A 19,484-nucleotide genomic window follows, 5' to 3' on the forward strand; every position below is an offset into this window, starting at 1 on the left:
GATCCGATCCGAAAGCCGCTCGTCCGCTGACGACTTCACCTGTCCGGGCCTTGGCACACCCCACCCAACGACCCCAAACCACCAAAGTCACCGGTATTGGCTCTAGGCCGTCTATCGAGCCATTCTTGACGCTCGGGCGGCGAATCAGTGCCGCAGCCGACAAAGTGCCGAACGACATGAACGCCGGACGACATGAACACAGGACGAAATGAACACAGGTCGGCAAACCGCACAGGACCGTAAGCCGCACGACGGCAACGGCCGGAGCGAATCCCGCCGTCGGCACGTGTTGCTGACGGGGAGGCATATCCCGATGTGATCGGCGTCACGGGAACCTGCATGTCCGGTCAGGGCAGAGCTAGGTATGGATCCAGGAATGCGGGCCCGTATGCGGGCGGGTGACGAGAGCGCGTTCGGTGCGCTGTTCCGCGAGTACGGAACAAGGCGGTACGACCGCTGCTTCCGCCTCGTGGAGGACTGGTCGGCGGCGGAGGAAGGACTGCACGTCGTCACCGGTATTCCTGGAGGCGGTGCAATGGCTGCGGTCGGACGCCGAGGTGGACGGCGGCGGTCTGCGGTCCCCCGGCTGCTGCGGATCGGCCCCCATGTGGTCCGCCGGCGCCGCCCGTCACCGATGACGAGCGAACGCTCGCCGAGACCGCCAACAAGCGGGGCGCCCCCGCTCCGTCCGTGATCCCGTACCCCGTCTCCCGCGAAGCCGACACCCGGCCCGTGCCGCCCGCACGACGGCCGCCCGCACGATAGACGACCGCTCCGGCCACGCTCTTCCCGTTTCTCCCAGGGCTTCGCTCTGCATACGGCGAATACGGCGAACACAGAGAACACAGAGAACACAGCGTGTACGGGTGTGCCACGCATGCAGCGCTTCGATTCGCCGGGGCGGCTGACACCCGCCCGGACCTGTCGGCTGCCGCCGAGGCACCGCCCCGGACCGAATCGAGCCTCCTCGGCACCACGCGCCCCTCTCACCTCGCCCCGCCCCGCTTCCTGCGGAAACGCCCCCACACCCCGCGACAGGAGTTCCTCATGCCTGCCCTCATACACACAGCCGACCGCCGGGCGGCACCCGTAGGGGTCGGCGTCCCTATGGCGCTGACGACGCAACGAAGCCGTCGGCAGGAGACCCCGGCGCCACCACATCCCGGTCAGCTCCCGTCACTGACGGGGATGCGGTGGGTGGCCGCGTTCGTGGTCTTCGTCTACCACGTCCGTAACTTCGGTTACTTCGGTCCGGACCAGAGCGGACGCCTCGTCAACTGGGCGTTCGGTGCGGGTGCGGCCGGTGTCTCCTTCTTCTTCATCCTCTCCGGCTTCGTGCTGGCCTGGACCGCCCGGCCCGGAGAGCGGGCCCGCACCTTCTGGCGGCGGCGCCTGGCCCGGATCTACCCCGTCCACCTGGCCACCGCCGCGGTGGCGCTGCTGCTCGCGTACACCCTGGTCCCCGGTCTGCGGCCCAGCGGTATCAGGGAAGCGGTGGCGAACCTGCTGCTCGTCAGCTCCTGGAATCCCCAATGGTGGCAGGCGCTGAACCCGGTCAGCTGGTCCCTGACCTGCGAGGCGTTCTTCTACGCCGCCTTCCCCGCCCTCTACGCGGTCCTGCGCCGCCTCGGCCCCCGCGGACTGACCGTCCTCGCCCTGTCCGGCGGCGCAGTCGTCGTACTGCTGCCGTGGGCGAACACCCACCACGCCCTCGGCTGGACCCTGTACTCCTTCCCCCTCGCCAGGCTGCCCGAGTTCGTCCTCGGCGCGGCCCTCGGCCTCCTGGTCAAGGCCGGCGCCTGGCGCGGCCCCGGGCTGGACGTGTCCCTGGCGATCACCTTGACCGGCTACTTCCTGACCGCGCAGCTCCCCTACGAGTACGGATACGCCGCCTGCACCGTCACCGGCCTGGCGCTGCTCATCCCCGCCGCGGCCACCGCCGACCTCACGGGCACACCGTCCTTCTGGCGCCACCCGCGTATGGTCCGGCTCGGCGAATGGTCCTTCGCCTTCTACCTGATCCACATCCTGGTCATGCGCACCGGCGAGGCCCTGTTCGGCGCCCGGCCCCACCTCGCCGCCGTGCCCGCTCTCGTGGCCACGGTGGCGGCCCTCGCCCTCTCACTCGTCCTCGCCTGGGCCCTGTACGAAGGTGTCGAACGCCCCGGCCGACGTCTTGTACTCCGGTCACGGCGCCCGGCGACCGGTCCGCGGCCGACGGGTGCCCGCCGGTTCGGCCGGGGCGGAAGAGGCTGACGTGACCATCAGCCTGCGGCTGCGTGCGGGCGGCTTGGCCGTCGCCCTTCTCGTCACGGAGGCCACCTTGACCGGCTGCGGCACGGCAACCCCGGCCGGGTACCCGCGGACCTCCGCCGACCTGCACCCGGCATCAGCCCACCGGTCCGCCCAGCCCCCGGCCGCCGGGCCCCCGATTCCCGCTGCGACGCCCCGGACCACGGCAGGTGTCGTGGTCATCATCGGGGCCTCCGTCTCCGGCGGTTTCCGCGCTTCACCGGGCGCGGACTGGCCCAGCGAACTCGCCGGCCGCCTGCACCGAGCCGGTCACCCGACGCCGGTCGTCAACGCCAGCATCTCCGCCACCCGCCTGCTCACCGACAACGGACCCGGCCTGCCCAGTTCCCTGGCCCGTGAAAGCCGGGACGCCCTCGCTGTCCCGGGAGTCGGCACCATCGTGCTCACCGACGTCATCAACGACATCCAGCAGACTCCCCACCAGTACGCCCCTGCCGCGATCACCACCGGACTGCGGGCCTTCGTCGCCACGGCACACGCCAAGGGCGTCAAGGTCGTGGGCACCACCATCCCGCCCTACGGAGGATTCGAACGCTACGAGGCAGCCGGCGAACACTGCCGCCGGGCCGTCAACGACGCCATCCGCCACACCCGCCTCTTCGACGGCGTCCTCGACTTCGACACCGCCCTCAAAGACCCCGCCGACCCCACCCGCATCCGACCCGCCTACGACTCCGGTGACCACCTCCACCCCAACGACGCCGGCCACCACGCCATGGTCCAGATCATCGACCCGGCCCGTCTCACTCCGTAGGCGCGAGCACTGACCGGATCGCCGTAGCCCTGGGCAGGGCCCGCCTCCTCGGCGGCGTCTGCGGCTGTCCCGTCTCAGATGACCTGGCATCGGCCCAGTCAGTGCGTTGAGTCAGCCGAACCGCTGGGACGGGGGACGGTGATCGCGAGTAGTCGGCACCGCGCTTCAGTCCAGGGTGACTCGATAGACAGTGGACTCTCTCCGTTGAAAACCCGCCCGCTCATACAAGCGGTTCGCGGCCTCTCGCGAAGGCCGCGAGGTGAGGTCGACGGTTCGGGCTCCTGCTTCCGCGGCCAGGCCAAGGGCCTTGTTGATCAGGACTCTGCCGACCCCGTGGCCACGTGCGGCGGTATCGACCACCACGTCCTCGATATGGGCCCGCAGGCCGGACGGCAAGGGGGAGATCACCAGCATCAACGTCCCGACGATCACGCCCTCGACACGGGCCACCAGCAACGTGTTGGTACTCGTACCCGTCAATCTCCCCACTGCTTCATGGTCCAACGGCTTTGCCTTGGACGACAGCTGTGGAAGGAGACGAGCAAACGCCTCCACCACTTCGTCAGTTGCCTCGCGAACGGCCTCAGTCTCCACGCTCATGCTCGGGAACCTATCGCTCCTGCGAGTTGCCGATCGGCGGAGGAAGATGCCCGTCCTGGTCGTGTTCCGGTCCGCTATCCGGCGGCGGTGAGGTCCACCCACGCCGTCACCGCGTCGCCCTCACGGGTGGGGGTGATGTCCAGTGCGGCGAGAAGTCGGTGGACGGCGGTGTTGTCGGGCTTCGTGTTCACGAGCAGTGAGGCGAAACCGGCGGTGCGTGCGAGGGCCAGCAGATGCCGGAACACCGCACCGCCCACGCCGCTACCGCGGTGGGACCGTCCGATCCACACTCCCGCTTCGACCGCATGCCCCGCGTCCTTCATCGGACACAGCCGGGCAGCCCCCACCACGGTCTCTCCCACGACGATGACATAGGTGGTCTCCACCGGCTCGGCCGACAGGGACCTGGAGTGATGGAACCGCAGGAACGCAGCCTTCCGCTCGGCGGTCCAACCACCGGGACCGGCCACCGGGGGCATCACCTCACGGGGATCGGCATCGGCCACGGCAGCATCCAGCAGGGTGAGCAGCCGATTCTCATCAAGGGGCCGCAGCGTGACGTCAGATCGCATGTTCGCATCCTGCCATCGGGACCGGGCTGTTCCCCAATGGTTTCCGTCCTGGGCAGCGGCATATCCGGCACGTTCGCCGACCGGCCGCACACAGCGCGAGGACGGCCGGGACAACAACGCGTCCCCAGGCTGACGGACACCCGACACCCGACACCCGACACCCGATACGCGTCCCCCGTCGCCCAAGGCGGCCGCGCGCTTCGGCACGGAGGTCCGGCCCGTCACGTTCACCCGCCCTCCGCAGGCGGTACCCGTCGGCGCAGACGCATCGCCGCCACCCCGAGGAGGACGAGGGCTGCCGCGCCGAAAAGTACGTTGCCCAGCAGCGCCGTGCCGTACGGGACGTCCATCTCCCGCGCGTGCGTGAAGCCCAGCCAGACGTAGGTCAGCGGGGCGCCGGCGGTGAGGGCCAGCCGGTGGTCCGGGCCCCAGCCGTGGGTACGCGACCAGCGGGCGCACAGCCACGCGATCCCGCCCGCCAGGACGAACCAGAGGGCCACCGGCGCCCAGGGGGACGCGTTGTCGGGGAGGAAGGTGTCGTGGGCCCAGTACAGGCTGCCGGCCGCGAACGCCGCGGTGCCCACGATCCACGGGGCGGGGGTGGCCGCGTCCCGTGGCGGCAGCGGGCGCCGGACCACCGCGAAGGCCCCGGCGAGCAGCGCCACGATGGCGGCGGACACCCCGGCGAACTGGGCTGTCGAGCCCATGAACCTGCCGCTCTGGTACTGCGCTTGGGCGAGAAACACCGAACCCGCCACGAAGACCACACCGGTCACCGCCAGCCCCGGCCCGCCGAGCCACGGGCGGGTGCGGTCCGCGCTGAACGTCTCGATGAGAGCGATCGGGACGCAGATGCTCCAGACCGTGTGCATCGACAGCACGTCCTGCACCATGGCCGCGCTCGTGCCGAGCCAGGGCACCTGGGTACCGGCATAGGCGAGGCCCATGTCGACGCCGCCGTAGTGCGGGTTCCACAGCATCTGGTCGATCGGCCCCTCCTCCAGCAGCGCGTACGCCGCGGCGAGCAGCAGCATCGTCGGCCAGCCGCCCCCGGCCCGCCGCGCCGCCTCCCGGATCAGCAGGGCGCCGCATCCGTACATGGGCGCCAGCATCAGTACCGCGGGCAGTGCGGTGACCGGCTGGTTGCCGAGGAGGAATTCCCCCACCAGCGGCGCCAGCACCACCAAGGCGAACGCCAGGCGGAGGCGGTGGCGGGGGCGGGGTGAGGCGATGCCGGGAACCATGCTGCCGATCGTACGGACGGCGGCGTCCGCTCCAGGGCGTTATCAGCCGAGACGCAGCCGAGACGCAGCCGGCCCGCTCCTCAACCGAGGGGCGGGCCGGATGCCGTGGATGGCCGGATGTCATGGCCGGCCTGGGGCTTCATCGACGGGACGGTGCGGTACGGGGTGCCGTATCGCTCGGGAACCCGGCGCTGGTCAAGCTCTCAGGCCCAAGGGTGCAAGGGTCCAAGGAGCCAATGGGCCGGGCTTCGCGGGGCGGCCGTCAGGAAGGGGAAGACGGCCGGGCGGGGTGGGCGGTGGACGGTCTGCTGTTTTCGCTACGACTTGCCGCACTTCTCCTGGTGCTTGACCACGGTCAGCGTGACCTTCTGGTTGTTCAAAGGGGTTCCCGGGGCCGGATTCTGCTCGCAGACCTTCCAGTTGGCGGGCCAGAGCACATGGCGGTGCGCGCCCAGGCCGTCCTTGAGCTGGATGGACTTGTTGTGGTTCAGGTCCTTGTAGGCGACGGACAGACCCTTGCCCGTCACATTCGGCATGGGGGTGCCGTCGGCGTGGGCCGGGCCGGTCAATGCCAGGGCGGACAAGGCCAGGAGTGCGGCGGCGATGGTTTTCTTCATGCCGGGACGAACGATCACGGTGGGCGCCGGTCACGGCGTAGTGGGCCCCCGGGGTGGCTAGCGGGCGGTGGCGCGTCCGGCGCGGAGCACATGGCCGCTAAACGCGTCGGCGTCGGGGGTGGGCCCGTCGAGGTAGCGGGCGAGCAGTTCCGGCCCCGGGAGGTCCTCGATGTCGGTCAGCTGCATCGCGCGCAGCTCGTCGGCGAGGCCGTCGGGGGTGAAGTAGCTGAGCCAGGGTTCGCCGAGCTCTGCCACGCGCCGTGTCGCGGCCTCGTGGGCGGTGCGGAGTTCCGGTGCCATCGCCGAGGGCGGTTCGAGGTAGTAGTCGAACACCACGTGTACCGGCGCGGTGTGCTCGGCCACGAAACGCAGCGTGGTGAGGACGGCGTCCCGCGTCAGGTACGGCGTGACCCCGAGCCAGATGAAGAACGCCGCCCGGGTGCGGTCCAGTCCGGCCGAGTCCAGCGCCGCGGCGAGGGTGTCGCGTTCGAAGTCGACCGGGGCGAAGGCCAGCGACGGTGGGACGGCCATCCCGGCCGCTGCCATCCGATGCCGCTTCCACTCCTGGGTGTCCGGGTGATCGACCTCGAACACCGTCAGGCCGGTGTGGGGGTTGCGGCAGGCGAAGGTGTCCAGGCCGGCGCCGAGGATCACGGCCTGTTGGGTGCCGGCGGTCACGGCGGAGGCGAGTGAGTCCTCGGCGAAGCGGCTGCGGGCGGCGACGAACCGGATGTTGTACCGGGCGACCGGGTCGTCGGGCGGCGGCGTCAGCTCGGCGGGACCGAGGTGGAGGATCTTCGACGCCAGCGGGTCGGTGAAGACCCGCTGGGGATCGGCCTGGTGGCGGGCACGGGCGTGCGCCGCCCGCATCGCGGTCCGGCTCGGCCGACCGGCTTCCATATGGCCTCCTGGAGCTTCCCGGAACGTCCTGGGCAAGGGCCTCACTATGTCCCGGGTGACGCCTGCCCGTGCGGCTTTCCCGATCAGCGGGCCGGATTCGGCCATCCGGTCTCCCCGTTGCGCCGGCCAGGGCACGGGCACGGAGGCGCGGCACCGGGGCCTGGCCGCGCCGGTGGTGCGGTGTACGAGAAAGGGGAAGCACGGCGCATGCCGAAGGAGGGAGCAGGGGCGTGGGGGTCAGGCGCCGGCGGTGAGGCGCTGGACGCGGTCCGCATCGCAGGTGCGCGGGCAGGTGACGCAGGTGTCCTCGGGGCGCAGGGTGTAGTACATGCAGCAACTGGCGCGGTCCCGGGTCGGCAGTGCCGCGCCGTCCGGCCCGGTCAGCGAACGGAACGCCGCGTTTCCCACGTACGGCGCGGTGGCACCCGGCAGCAGCCGTGCCAGCTCGGCCACCGCGCGCGGCTCCTCGCCCAGCAGATGCCCGAGGTACCACAGGCCCTCGACGAGCTCGTCCGTCGCCATGCCCCACAGTGCCCGGGGACCGCGTCGCATCCGGGGGCGGAAGCCGTCCAGGACGGGCGCCAGATGCTCGGCGACCGCGGCCCGTACCTCGTCGCGCAGGGCCTCCTCGTCCGCCACGACCCGGGCGCCGGGATGCGCCGCGGCCGGGTCGTCCGGCAGGCACGCGAACGAGTGGACCCGCACCGCCATCCGGCCCAGCTCCCGCTGGTAGAAGACGTCCGGTACGGGCAGCCGCGGCACCCGGCGGTACAGAAACCAGGGGATGGTGAACAGCAGGCAGGCGGGCCAGGCGTAGCGGTGCAGGGCGAAGCTCGCGACGACGTCCGGCCGGGCGCGCTGCCCGTAGTCCCGCAGGAGCTGGGCGTCTTCCCAGGCCAGAAAGGCGTCCAGGGGGGCACCGCCGGCCGCGAGGGCGGCCGCGCGCACCCAGCCGTCACCGCTGGGCGGCGTCGCGGCCCATTCGGTCACGCGCAGGCCGGGGAACACCTCGGACAGCCGGGCGTACGCACCGGTGAGGGGCGGAGTGAGGGATGGGGTGAGAGGCGGCGCGGGGCGGGCAGGAGTCATGCGGAAGACCACCGAATCGCGTCGTTGCAGGTAAGCCTTACCTTACCCGAAGGTTCCGTCCGTACCCGCTGAGGTTTGAACTGCCGCCGAGGACGCCTAAGGTGCTGGTGACGTCAGGAGGAACCGTCATGGAGCAGGCCCGAGTGGCACCGGAGCCGCGTACCCGGGTGTGGGTGCCGGCACAGGCCGGTCCGGCCATGCCGCACGGCGAATCCGTCGTCCATGAGCTTGCCACGCCCGACCCCGGCGCGCCCGCCGAGGCGGCGGGCAGCACCGCACCCGCGCGGCAGCCGGTACGGCGCCCGCAGCCGCAGCGGCACTCGGTCCGCGGACAGGTGCTGGCCGCACTGCGCCATGCGCTGGTCGGCGGCGAACTGACCCCCGGCCAGGTCTACTCCGCGCCCGCGCTCGCCGAGCGCTACGGCGTCTCCGCGACGCCCGTGCGCGAGGCCATGCAGCAGCTCGCCGGTGAGGGCGCCGTCGAGGTCGTGCCCAACCGCGGTTTCCGGGTCGCCGAGCGCAGCTCCCGCGACCTCGCCGAACTGGCCGAGGTGCGCGCGATGCTGGAGGTGCCCGCGGTGGTCCGGCTGGCCGGGGCGCTGCCGGCCGAGCGCTGGGAGGAGTTGCGGCCGCTGGCCGCGGCGGGGGTCGCGGCCGCCGCCCGCGGCGACCGGGTCGGCTATGCCGAGGCGGACCACGCCTTCCATCACGCGCTGCTCGCCTTCACCGGAAACCGCCAGCTCGTGCAGGTCACCGACGATCTGCTGCGCCGCACCCAGTGGCCGTCCGGCGGCTCCCGGCTGCGTACCGCCGAGCTGCTGGCGGACGCCTCCGAGCACACGGCGCTGCTGGACGCGCTGATCGCCGGGGAGCTCGCGGTCGCGGAGCGCATCGCGCGCGAACACCTCTCGGCGGCCCGTCACCCGCACTGAGGGGATGGCGGTCGGCGCCTGCCTGTACTGACGGTCCGTCGGTCTGTCTGCTCACGCGTACTGACGGTATGTGGGGCGTGCTTGCTCGTACTGACGGTTCGTGGGGGCGCGCACCCCGTACAGACGGTCCGTCGGTTCGCGCTCGCCAGGGCTTACGGTCCGTGGGGCCGTGCCGCCCCCCTGCACCGGAGACTCGTCAGTCCGCGCCGCCTGGTGGGGCGGGCCCCGTACCCGGCCGCGTACGGGGCCGACTCCGGCGGGCGCCGCCAGGTCTCAGCCGGGCAGCAGGTCGGCCAGGGGCAGCGCCGCGATATCGGCGGCGGGCCGGGAGAGGAACAGCTCGGCGTGGTAGAAGCCGTCGGCTTCCTTGCCCGCCGTGGACAGCCCGTGCCCGGTCAGCGCGTCGAACGCGGCCCGCCGCTCGGCGCCGTCGGCGAACCGCCGCTGCCGGAACGTGCGGCTCGTGAGCTTCTCCGTCACCAGGCCGGCGCGGTCGAGCAGCCTGGCGACCGGCCGGTAGGACACCGTCCGCAGGACGAACGCCGCGACCCAGGGCGGCGACGACAGGCAGTCGAAGAGCCGGGCGAAGGTGCGCGCGGAGATGTAGCCGACGCCCCCGGTGACGGTGATCAGGTCGGTGCCGGCCAGCGCGTGCCGCAGGGCCGCGCTCGGCTCGTCCCGCTCCAGGTTCTCCGGGAATCCGCGGTCGAGCAGGCCGACGTCGCGCGCGTAGTCGACCGCGCGCCGCGCCGCGTCGATGCCGGTCACGCGGGCCGCCTGCGGTCGCCGCAGGGTGGCGAAGAACGTCCGGTCCGCGTGGACGAGTTGCGGGGTGCGGGAAGTGGCGTGGCCGAGTGCGGCGTACCGGCCGTAGAGATCGTCGAGGGTCAGCCGGTGGTTGAGCAGCGCGGCATTGACCCCGTATGAGCAGCAGAGATCGACGACATCGAGTGGGGTACGGCCGGGCCGGCGCTGCCGGAGGGCATCGGCGACGGTGCGGAAGACCGCCTGTCCGTGGTGCGGGATCTGATAGTCGAGAGGTTGCAGCGTGGTGAAGTACCGCCGGGGATCCGGGCAGTTGTAGATCGCCTCGAAATCCGCCTTGCCCCAGTCGGATCCGGTGGTCGTACCGGTCGCTCCTGATGCCACGGGTGGCCTCCTGAAAGGCGCTGCCAAGGGGGAGTCGGGTGGGTTCCCGGACCAGCATCCTGGCCCCGTCACCGCCTCGCAGTGCGACTTGCGGCCATTCTCGGGGTGCGGGGGACGGGTGCGGCGCCGCGGTCCCGCGTCATTCGCCGCTCCCCTCACCTCGCGGTTCATCCGTCGTGGCGCTGCACCGCATGCGCCGGACGGCGTTGCGGGGCGCTGGTGCGGGGGCGCGGCGGTGAGCGGATAGCGGCTGATGGGGTCGCCGCCCGCCGCCGCCCCCGCCGGGGGCCGGGACCCGCCGCGTCCGGTCCGCGGCCACCGCCCGTCGCACCGCGGCCGCTCCGGCGCCGGGGTGCGGGACGCCAGGATCCGGTCAATTGATGCCGGGAGACGCATGGCTGACGGCGGGGGGTTGACGACGGGGGGTTGACGGGCGGCGGCTCCGTGGACGCGGCGGCGGTCGACGACCGGGGGTCAAACGCCAACGGGCAACGACCCAGCGGCCGTTGCCCGTTGCCCGTTGACGGCCCGCGGGCTGCGGTGCGCCGCCCGTCCTCCGCGCTACGTATCCGCCGGAGTCGTCGTCAGATGGGCGGCGAGCCAGGTGGGGACGCCGTCCATGAGGCGGTGGAGCCGGGCGGCCTCGGTGCGTAAGCGGTCCGCGTCGGCTTCCGGGGCGGCGTCGGCCAGTGCCGCGAGCGCCGGCGCCGTACCGATCAGGAAGCCCAGCTCCTCGCGGATCCGCAGCGACTCCGTGAAACCGTGCCTGGCCTCCGCCAACTCGCCGTCCCGCAGGGCGAGTCCGGCCAGCTGGCGCCAGGTGGAGGAGAGCAACAGATCGTCGCCGTGGGCGGTGGCGCCCGCGTGTGCGCGGCGGTAGGCGGCGCGCGCCGAGTCCGGGCTGTCGGCGACGTGTTCGGCCATCAGGCCCCGGCGGAAGTCCAGCAGCGCCCGGCCGGCCGCCGCCGGGGCGAGCAGCGCGGCGGCCCGGCCGAACGCCGACCGCGCCTCGTCGGCCCGGTCGCGGACGCCCAGGACCGTGGCGGCGTAGGCGAGATGACCGCGCTCGCAGGCCGCGCCGCCCCGCTCGTCGTCGTCCGCGGCCAGTGCCTCGGCGGTGCGCAGGGCGTCCTCGGCGGCGGCCCAGCCGGTCGCGGTGTACATGCAGCGCTCCACCAGAAGTGCCGCCCGCCGCAGTGCGGCCGGGGCGTCCCGGCCGGCGTGCGGTTCCAGCAGGGCGGCCGCGTCGTCCCAGCAGCCGCGGGACCTCAGTCGCCATACGGCGCGGTCGAGGGGGTCGTCGCTCTCGACCGTCCTGGGCGCCGGCATCACCGGTGCCGGTGGTGGTGCCCCTCCCGCCGACCGGTGGGAATCCGCGGAACCTGACATGGCGGTGTCCGCCACATTGCCCTCCCCGAGCGCACCTTTGAGCTGGAAAATGGAAGCAGTGGGCGAATCTCAGCACGAATTCCGGGGTGCGGCCAAGGGGGTGGGTGAATGATTTCACAATCGTCCGCGGGCCGACTGTGCCCGGGGGAGCGGCCTTGATCGACCGCGCCGCGACCCGGTGCGGTCGTGGATGCCCCGGCTCGCGCGACCAGGATGCCACCCGATCGGGTTACCCCGAATGGTGGACAACTGACCGTTCGGACAACCGTGGACGGGGACGAATCGGCCAGCGGGGCGAATCGGCGGGGGAGTTATCCGTGTCCGCGTCCGATCAGGTGGGTGGGACGGGAGGCGCCCGCCCGACCGGCCCGGCCCGCAGCCCCTGGCGCTCCTCCCCGCCCCCGTCTCCCGTCCCCCCGTCCGCCCCGCCCCTCAGCTCATCCGCAGGGCGAGGAAGAAGTCGAGTTTGTCCTCCAGGCGGGACAGGTCGCGGCCGGTGAGCTGTTCGATGCGGCCCACGCGGTAGCGGAGCGTGTTGACGTGCAGGTGGAGGCGGGTGGCGCAGCGGGTCCAGGAGCCGTCGCAGTCCAGGAACGCCTCCAGGGTGGGGATCAGTTCGGCGCGGTGCCTGCGGTCGTAGTCGCGCAGCGGGTCCAGGAGACGGGCGGTGAAGGCCCGGCGGACGTCGTCCGGTACGAACGGCAGCAGCAGGACGTGCGAGGCCAGCTCCTCGTGGCCGGCGGCGCAGACCAGGCCGGGGCGGGCGGCGGCGACCCGGCGGGCGTGCCGGGCCTCTTCCAGGGCGCCGCGCAGCCCCTCCGCCGAATGCACCGCGGCGCTGACCCCGACCGTCAGCCGGCCGTCGTCCGCGAGACCGCGGCCGAGCGGTTCCGCGATGACGGTGAGCAGGTCGGCGGCGTGCAGACCGGACGCGGGGGAGTCGGTGGACTCGTCCGGGACGGCGGGCAGCGGCACCAGTGCCACCGCCTCGTCGCCGGTGTGGGCCACCGCGATCCGGTCGGCGGGTTCCGGGCCGAACGTGCCGGGGTCCACCAGCACCTCTTCCAGGAGGGACTGCGCCACCGCGCCGCCGGGGGCCTCGCCGCCGCCCCACTCGACGCTGGCCACCACGATCTGCCAGTGCGGGGCGGTGACCGGACCGGGCAGCAGGACCGGGGCCGCCACCCGCAGCCGGGCCGCGATCTCGGCGGGCGGCGCACCGGTCTGGACCAGTTCCAGGATTTCCTGGGCGAGCCGCCGGCGGACGGTGCGGGCCGCGTCGCGCCGGTCGCGTTCGACGGCGATCAGCTGGGTGACGCCGTGCAGCAGGTCCAGCCGCTCCTCGGGCCAGTCGCCGGCGTCGGCCTCGACGGCCAGCAGCCAGTCCGAGAGCAGCGTCTCGCGCGGTGCGCGGCCGTCGCGGCGGACCGGGAAGAGCGAGTACGTGACGCCGTCCAGGGTGACGCGGTGCGGGCCGGGGCGCCCGGCGCGGGCGGCGGCCAGATGCTCGCCGGCGAGCCGGGCGCCCAGCCCGCCGGGGAGCTCGGGCCCGGCGTCGGCCAGCGTCGAACCGGCGATCTGCCGGCCGGTGGGGGAGAGCACCCAGGCCCGCAGGTCCAGGTCGGAGCCGAGCAGGTCCAGGACCACTTCCGGGCCGCCGCCGGCCGGGCCCGTCATCAGCCGCCGGTGGCGGTCCACCACGGCGGCCAGATCGCCGGCCCGCTCGCTGGAGACCTGGCGGACGACATGCTCGGTGATGGACGCGAAGGAGACGTCCTCGACGACCGAGAACAGCGGCAGCCGGTGCCGGACGCATGCCTGCACCAGATCGTCCGGCACCGCGCCCAGCTCCGCCTCGCCCGCCGCGAGCCCGGCGACCCCGGCCGCGGCCAGGATGCGGACGAACCGTTCGGAGTCCTCGGCCTCGCGCCGCCAGGCCAGACCGGTCAGTACCAGCTCGCCGCCGGAGAGGTACCGGCTGGGGTCGCGCAGGTCGGTGGTCATCACGCCGCGCACGGTGCGGTCCAGCTCGTCCTCGCCCCCGAGCAGCCGCAGGCCCAGGGTGGGGGTGTCCAGGAGTGCGCGGAGCCGCATGACTTCGCCCGCCGATCTTTGCTGTCTGTTGCCGGTGGAATACCGCGAGGTTTCGGAGCCTCGACTTTCGTTCGAATCTACAAGACAGGTGCCCTGGCCAGCCAACCGCTTCATGGCTTCGGTGACTGCACCGGGTGGTGCAGGGGCGCGTTCACTGGGCCCCACCGCGTGCAGACGACATGAACAGCTCAATGGCGTAGCGGACCGGAGGTCCTCACCATGAGCAGCGAACACCTCGACTCCGCCGCCCGCCTCGACCCGTAGCGAGTGCCTGCCCCGATTCCGTAGCACGTAGAACCGTAGAAGAGGCCCCCATGGACTTCCTGCGCCCCGCCAGCTGGGAGGAGGCGCTCGCCGCGAAGGCCGAGCACCCCACCGCTGTGCCCATCGCGGGCGGCACGGATGTGATGGTCGAGATCAACTTCGATCACCGCCGCCCCGCGTACCTGCTCGATCTGAACCGCATCGGCGACCTGGCGGAGTGGGAGGTCGGCGAGCGGACCGTGCGGCTGGGCGCCTCCGTCCCGTACACGCGGATCATGGAGAACCTGCGCACCGAACTGCCGGGTCTGGCCCTGGCCGCGCACACCGTCGCCTCCCCGCAGATCCGCAACCGCGGCGGCGTCGGCGGCAACCTCGGCACCGCCTCCCCGGCCGGTGACGCGCACCCTCCGCTGCTCGCCACCGGCGGCGCGGTCGAGGCCGAGTCGGTGCGCGGCGTCCGCATGATCCCGGTCGACGACTTCTACGTCGGCGTCAAACGCAACGCCCTGGCCCCCGACGAGCTGATCCGCGCGGTGCATCTGCCCAAGGCCGACGGCCCGCAGCAGTTCTCCAAGGTCGGCACCCGCAACGCCATGGTCATCGCGGTGTGCGCGTTCGCCCTGGCGCTGCACCCCGAGACCCGCACGGTACGGACCGGCATCGGCTCCGCCGCGCCCACCCCCGTACGGGCCCGCGCTGCCGAGGAGTTCCTCACCGCGGCGCTGGCGGACGGCGGCTTCTGGGAGTCCGGGCACCCCCTCCCGCCGTCCGTAGCCCGCCAGTTCGCGCAGCTCGCCGCCGGCGCCTGCAATCCGATCGACGATGTGCGCGGCAGCGCGAGGTACCGCCGCCACGCGGTGGGCGTCATGGCGCGCCGCACCCTCGGCTGGACCTGGGAGTCCTACCGCGGCCGTGCCCACGGCTCACAAGGAGGTGCCCAGTGCGCGTGACCTGCACCGTCAACGGCCGCGAACAGCGGGCCGATGACGTCTGGGAGGGCGAGAGCCTGCTGTACGTGCTGCGCGAGCGGATGGGTCTGCCGGGCGCCAAGAACGCCTGTGAGCAGGGCGAATGCGGTTCCTGCACGGTCCGTCTGGACGGTGTGCCGGTCTGTGCCTGCCTCGTCGCGGCCGGGCAGGCCGAGGGCCGCGACGTGGTCACCGTCGAGGGCCTGGCGGACTTCGCCCGGCAGCGCGACGGCAGCGGCGAGCCGGGCGAACTCGCCCCGGTCCAGCGGGCGTTCATCGACGCCGGCGCGATCCAGTGCGGATTCTGCACCCCGGGCCTGCTGGTCGCCGCCGACGAACTGCTGGAGCGCAACGACTCCCCGTCGGACGCCGACATCCGCGAGGCGCTGTCGGGCAACCTGTGCCGCTGCACGGGCTACGAGAAGATCCTCGACGCGGTCCGGCTGGCGGCCGCCCGCGGCACGGCACGGACCACCGGACAGGGGGCCTGACCGCCATGAGCACACCTTGGCCCAGGGCGTCCGCGCCGGGCCGCACCCCCACCGGCCTCACCCAGGGCGGCCGGACCGGGGCCGGTATCGGCGCCTCCACGCTGCGGCCCGACGGCACCCTCAAGGCGACCGGCGAGTTCGCGTACTCCTCGGACATGTGGCACGAGGACATGCTGTGGGGCTGCACCCTGCGCAGCACCCTCGCGCACGCCGAGATCGTCTCCATCGACACGTCCGAGGCGCTCGCCCAGCCCGGAGTCCGTGCCGTGCTCACCTACGACGATCTGCCGACCGAGGTGAAGCACTACGGCCTGGAGATCCGGGACACCCCCGTCCTGGCGCACGGCAAGGTCCGCCACCACGGCGAGCCGGTGGCCCTCGTCGCCGCCGACCACCCGGAGAGCGCCCGCCGCGCCGCCGCCAAGATCAAGGTCGAGTACGCCGAACTGCCGGTCGTCACCGACGAGGCGTCCGCGACCGCCGAGGGCGCGCCACTGGTCCACGAGGACCGCCACGACCGCCACGCGCACCATGTCCCGCACCCCAACATCCTGCACCGCCAGCCGGTCATCCGCGGCGACGCGGACGCGGCCGCCGCGCGGGCGGACGTGATCATCTCCGGCGAGTACGTCTTCGGCATGCAGGACCAGGCGTTCCTCGGCCCGGAGTCCGGCCTGGCGGTGCCCGCCGAGGACGGCGGTGTCGATCTGTACATCGCCACCCAGTGGCTGCACTCCGACCTCCGCCAGATCGCCCCGGTCCTCGGCCTGCCCGAGGAGAAGGTCCGGATGACGCTGTCCGGCGTCGGCGGCGCGTTCGGCGGCCGCGAGGACCTGTCGATGCAGATCCACGCCTGCCTCCTGGCGCAGCGCACCGGCCGGCCCGTCAAGATCGTCTACAACCGGTTCGAGTCCTTCTTCGGCCACGTCCACCGGCACCCGGCGAAGCTCTGGTACGAGCACGGCGCCACCCGGGACGGCAAGCTCACCCATCTGCGGTGCCGCATCGTCCTGGACGGCGGTGCCTACGCGTCCGCCTCCCCGGCCGTCGTCGGCAACGCCGCCTCGCTCGCGGCCGGCCCGTACGTCGTCGACGACGTCGACATCGAGGCGCTCGCGCTCTACACCAACAACCCGCCCTGCGGTGCGATGCGCGGCTTCGGCGCGGTCCAGGCGTGCTTCGCCTACGAGGCCCAGATGGACCGGTTGGCGGCCGCGCTGGACCTGGACCCGGTGGAGTTCCGGCAGCGCAACGCGATGGAGCAGGGCACGATCATGCCGACCGGCCAGCCGGTCGACGCCCCGGCGCCGGTCGCCGAACTGCTGCGCCGCGTCAAGGCGCTGCCGCTCCCCCCGGAGCGGCAGTGGCTGGCGGCCGGTGCGGGCGCCGATGTGCGCGCGCTGCCCGGCGGGCTGTCCAACACCACCCACGGCGAGGGCGTCGTGCGCGGCGTCGGCTACGCCGTCGGCATCAAGAACGTCGGCTTCTCCGAGGGCTTCGACGACTACTCCACCGCCCGGGTGCGGATGGAGGTGGTGGGCGGTGAGGCGGTCGCGACCGTGCACACCGCGATGGCGGAGGTCGGCCAGGGCGGTGTCACCGTCCACGCCCAGATCGCCCGCACCGAACTGGGCGTCCGGCAGGTCACCATCCAGCCCGCCGACACCCGGGTCGGCTCGGCCGGTTCCACCTCCGCCTCCCGGCAGACGTATATGACCGGCGGCGCGGTGAAGAACACCTGCGAGGCGGTGCGCGAGCGGGTCCTGGACATCGGCCGCCGCAAGTTCGGCACGTACCACCCGGCGTGGGCCACCGCCGAACTGCTGCTGGAGGACGGCAAGGTCGTCACCGACGGCGGCGAGGTCCTCGGCGAGCTGGCCGACGTCCTGGAGGGCGAATCGGTCGATCTGGAGCTGGAGTTCCGGCACCGGCCCACCGAGGCGTTCGACCTGCGCACCGGCCAGGGCAACGGCCATGTCCAGTACTCCTTCGCCGCGCACCGCGCGGTCGTCGAGGTGGACACCGAACTCGGCCTGGTCAAGGTCGTCGAGCTGGCCGTCGCCCAGGACGTCGGCAAGGCGCTCAACCCGCTCTCCGTCATCGGCCAGATCCAGGGCGGCAGCACCCAGGGCCTGGGCATGGCGGTCATGGAGGAGATCCTCGTCGACCCCGTGACGGCGAAGGTGCGCAACCCCTCCTTCACGGACTACCTGATTCCCACCATCCTCGACACCCCGACCATGCCCGTCGACGTGCTCGAACTCGCCGACGACGCGGCCCCCTACGGGCTGCGCGGCGTCGGCGAGGCCCCGACCCTCTCGTCCACCCCGGCCGTCCTCGCGGCGATCCGGGACGCGACCGGGCTGGAGCTCACCAGGACGCCGGTACGCCCCGAACACCTCACCGGCACCTGAGAGGCGGCGCGGGCGCCCGGCCGGGCCCGCGCCGCACCCCGACGTTCGCCTCGGGCCGTCCCCCGGGTCGTGTCGCCGCAGCAGTCCCAGAACTCGCGATGGCGCGAGGGTCCCTTTGAACCTTGGGAGTCCAGGCATCATGACCCAGCAGTCCACAGCGCGGGAGTCCACGGCGGGCGATGCCGGGGACGGCCCGCGCCGGTCCGCCGGACGCGGACGGCTCGACCGGTACTTCCACATCTCCGCCCGGGGATCGACGATCCCGCGCGAGGTGCGCGGCGGGATCACCACCTTCATGGCGATGTGCTACATCCTGCTGCTCAACCCGCTGATCCTGTCGACGCCCGACGTGGCACACCACACCCTCGCGCGGGCGGGCGTGGTCACCGCGACGGCGTTCGGCGCGGCGCTCTGCACGCTGCTGATGGGCCTCGTCGGCAAGGTGCCGCTCGCCCTGGCGGCCGGGCTCAACGTCTCGGCGGCCCTGACCACCCAGGTCGTCCCGCAACTGACGTGGCCGCAGGCCATGGGCATGTGTGTGCTGTACGGCGCGGTGATCATGCTGCTGGTGGTCACCGGCCTGCGCGAACGGGTCATGGACGCCATCCCGCCGGCCCTCAAGCACGGGATCACCATGGGCATCGGCATGTTCGTCGCGCTGCTCGGCCTGGTGAAGGCGGGCTTCGTCGGCAAGGGCGCCGGCGGCGCCCCCGTCACGCTCGGCGCCACCGGACAACTGACCGGCTGGCCGGTGCTGTTCTTCGCCGTCACGCTGCTGCTGATCTTCATGCTCCAGGCCCGCAAGGTGCCCGGCGCCCTCCTCATCGGCATCGTGGCCGGCTCCGCGCTGTCCGTCGCCGTCACCCGGATCGGCGGGCTGACGGACGCGGACTGGGGCGGCGCCACCCCCGCGCTGCACGGCAGCGCCGTCTCGGCACCCGACTTCAGCCTCTTCGGGCACGTCGCGTTCGGCGGCTGGGGCGCGGTCGGTACCCTCGGCGTCGGCATGATCGTCTTCACCCTGGTACTGGCCGGCTTCTTCGACGCGATGGCGACCATCATCGGCGTCGGCACCGAGGCCGGGCTCGCCGACGGCAAGGGCCGGCTGCCGGGCCTGTCCAAGGCGCTGTTCGTGGACGGCGCGGGCGGCGCGATCGGCGGGGTGACCGGCGGTTCGGGGCAGACCGTGTTCATCGAGTCGGCGAGCGGTGTCGGCGAGGGCGCCCGGACGGGGCTGTCGGCCGTCGTCACCGGACTGCTCTTCGGCGCCTGCCTCTTCGTCACCCCGCTCACCCGGCTCGTGCCCGCCCAGGTCGCCGCGGCCGCCCTCGTCGTCATCGGCTCGATGATGATGGGCGCCGCCCGGCACGTCGACTGGCGCGACCGGTCGGTATCCGTCCCGGTCTTCCTGACCGTGGCGCTGATGCCGTTCACCTACAACATCACCGCGGGGGTCGGCGCGGGCGTCCTCGCGCACACCGCCATCAAGACGGCCCAGGGCGAACGGCGCGAGGTCGGCGGCTTCATGTGGGTGCTGAGCGCCGTCTTCCTCTGCTACTTCGCGCTCCATCCGATCGAGCGGTGGCTGGGCGTCGCCTAGTACTGCAACGACACTCCGTGATGCCCTCTGCGTTGGTAATGGCTGATGCGGGCTCGTGCTTGGGTCTTTCTTCGCCATAGTGACCATGCGAGTA

General features: G+C 72.6%; 16 protein-coding genes. 7 read left to right on the plus strand and 9 right to left on the minus strand.

Annotation, left to right across the window (positions count from 1 at the left end; translation table 11 throughout):
• Positions 1-1,107: 1,107 nt before the first annotated feature.
• On the plus strand, positions 1,108-2,256 hold the full coding sequence (locus tag IH09_RS34860; protein ID WP_052861764.1) for an acyltransferase family protein: 1,149 nt from the start codon (positions 1,108-1,110) through the stop codon (positions 2,254-2,256).
• A gap of 1 nt (position 2,257) precedes the next feature.
• On the plus strand, positions 2,258-3,067 hold the full coding sequence (locus IH09_RS34865; protein WP_052861765.1) for a GDSL-type esterase/lipase family protein: 810 nt from the start codon (positions 2,258-2,260) through the stop codon (positions 3,065-3,067).
• Between the two features lie 165 nt (positions 3,068-3,232).
• Here IH09_RS34865 and IH09_RS34870 read toward each other — a convergent pair whose 3' ends face one another.
• The 6 genes from IH09_RS34870 to IH09_RS34895 all read right to left on the minus strand — a co-directional run bounded on the left by IH09_RS34870 (position 3,233) and on the right by IH09_RS34895 (position 8,089).
• Positions 3,233-3,715, minus strand: coding sequence for a GNAT family N-acetyltransferase (locus IH09_RS34870; RefSeq protein ID WP_318279653.1), 483 nt, complete (start codon positions 3,713-3,715; stop codon positions 3,233-3,235).
• 26 nt (positions 3,716-3,741) lie between these two features.
• Positions 3,742-4,239: a GNAT family N-acetyltransferase gene (locus IH09_RS34875; RefSeq protein WP_052861767.1), complete on the minus strand. Its 498-nt coding sequence runs from the start codon at positions 4,237-4,239 to the stop codon at positions 3,742-3,744.
• 227 nt (positions 4,240-4,466) lie between these two features.
• Positions 4,467-5,483 carry a hypothetical protein gene (locus IH09_RS34880; protein WP_052861768.1) on the minus strand — a complete coding sequence of 339 codons (1,017 nt, stop codon included), beginning with the start codon at positions 5,481-5,483 and terminating at the stop codon, positions 4,467-4,469.
• Between the two features lie 317 nt (positions 5,484-5,800).
• Complete coding sequence (locus IH09_RS34885; RefSeq protein WP_052861769.1) at positions 5,801-6,100, minus strand: PASTA domain-containing protein; 300 nt, start codon at positions 6,098-6,100, stop codon at positions 5,801-5,803.
• 57 nt (positions 6,101-6,157) lie between these two features.
• Positions 6,158-7,000, minus strand: a complete 843-nt coding sequence (locus tag IH09_RS34890; protein WP_052861770.1) for a class I SAM-dependent methyltransferase — start codon at positions 6,998-7,000, stop codon at positions 6,158-6,160.
• A 237-nt stretch (positions 7,001-7,237) separates the two neighbouring features.
• Entirely contained in the window at positions 7,238-8,089 is an 852-nt protein-coding gene (locus IH09_RS34895; RefSeq protein ID WP_052861779.1) for a (2Fe-2S)-binding protein, read from the minus strand.
• Positions 8,090-8,217: 128 nt separating this feature from the next.
• Between IH09_RS34895 and IH09_RS34900 the strand changes: the two genes are divergently transcribed.
• Entirely contained in the window at positions 8,218-9,021 is an 804-nt protein-coding gene (locus IH09_RS34900; protein ID WP_052861771.1) for a GntR family transcriptional regulator, read from the plus strand.
• Positions 9,022-9,294: 273 nt separating this feature from the next.
• Here the strand turns inward: IH09_RS34900 and IH09_RS34905 are convergent, their stop codons facing one another.
• The 3 genes from IH09_RS34905 to IH09_RS34915 all read right to left on the minus strand — a co-directional run bounded on the left by IH09_RS34905 (position 9,295) and on the right by IH09_RS34915 (position 13,653).
• On the minus strand, positions 9,295-10,170 hold the full coding sequence (locus tag IH09_RS34905; RefSeq protein ID WP_052861772.1) for a hypothetical protein: 876 nt from the start codon (positions 10,168-10,170) through the stop codon (positions 9,295-9,297).
• 561 nt (positions 10,171-10,731) lie between these two features.
• Positions 10,732-11,499 (minus strand): hypothetical protein, encoded by a 768-nt coding sequence (locus tag IH09_RS34910; protein ID WP_052861773.1) that lies wholly within the window; start codon positions 11,497-11,499, stop codon positions 10,732-10,734.
• Between the two features lie 492 nt (positions 11,500-11,991).
• Positions 11,992-13,653 carry a PucR family transcriptional regulator gene (locus IH09_RS34915; RefSeq protein WP_052861774.1) on the minus strand — a complete coding sequence of 554 codons (1,662 nt, stop codon included), beginning with the start codon at positions 13,651-13,653 and terminating at the stop codon, positions 11,992-11,994.
• 314 nt (positions 13,654-13,967) lie between these two features.
• Between IH09_RS34915 and IH09_RS34920 the strand changes: the two genes are divergently transcribed.
• The 4 genes from IH09_RS34920 to IH09_RS34935 all read left to right on the plus strand — a co-directional run bounded on the left by IH09_RS34920 (position 13,968) and on the right by IH09_RS34935 (position 19,390).
• On the plus strand, positions 13,968-14,867 hold the full coding sequence (locus IH09_RS34920) for an FAD binding domain-containing protein (RefSeq protein WP_052861775.1): 900 nt from the start codon (positions 13,968-13,970) through the stop codon (positions 14,865-14,867).
• Positions 14,858-15,376 (plus strand): (2Fe-2S)-binding protein, encoded by a 519-nt coding sequence (locus IH09_RS34925; RefSeq protein WP_052861776.1) that lies wholly within the window; start codon positions 14,858-14,860, stop codon positions 15,374-15,376. The genes IH09_RS34920 and IH09_RS34925 overlap by 10 nt, the downstream gene beginning before the upstream one ends.
• A 5-nt stretch (positions 15,377-15,381) precedes the next feature.
• Positions 15,382-17,790, plus strand: coding sequence for a xanthine dehydrogenase family protein molybdopterin-binding subunit (locus IH09_RS34930; protein WP_052861777.1), 2,409 nt, complete (start codon positions 15,382-15,384; stop codon positions 17,788-17,790).
• Positions 17,791-17,929: 139 nt separating this feature from the next.
• Positions 17,930-19,390, plus strand: coding sequence for an NCS2 family permease (locus IH09_RS34935; protein ID WP_052861778.1), 1,461 nt, complete (start codon positions 17,930-17,932; stop codon positions 19,388-19,390).
• Positions 19,391-19,484: the final 94 nt, after the last annotated feature.

Source organism: Streptomyces celluloflavus (genome assembly GCA_000720995.1).
GTDB lineage: Bacteria > Actinomycetota > Actinomycetes > Streptomycetales > Streptomycetaceae > Streptomyces > Streptomyces celluloflavus.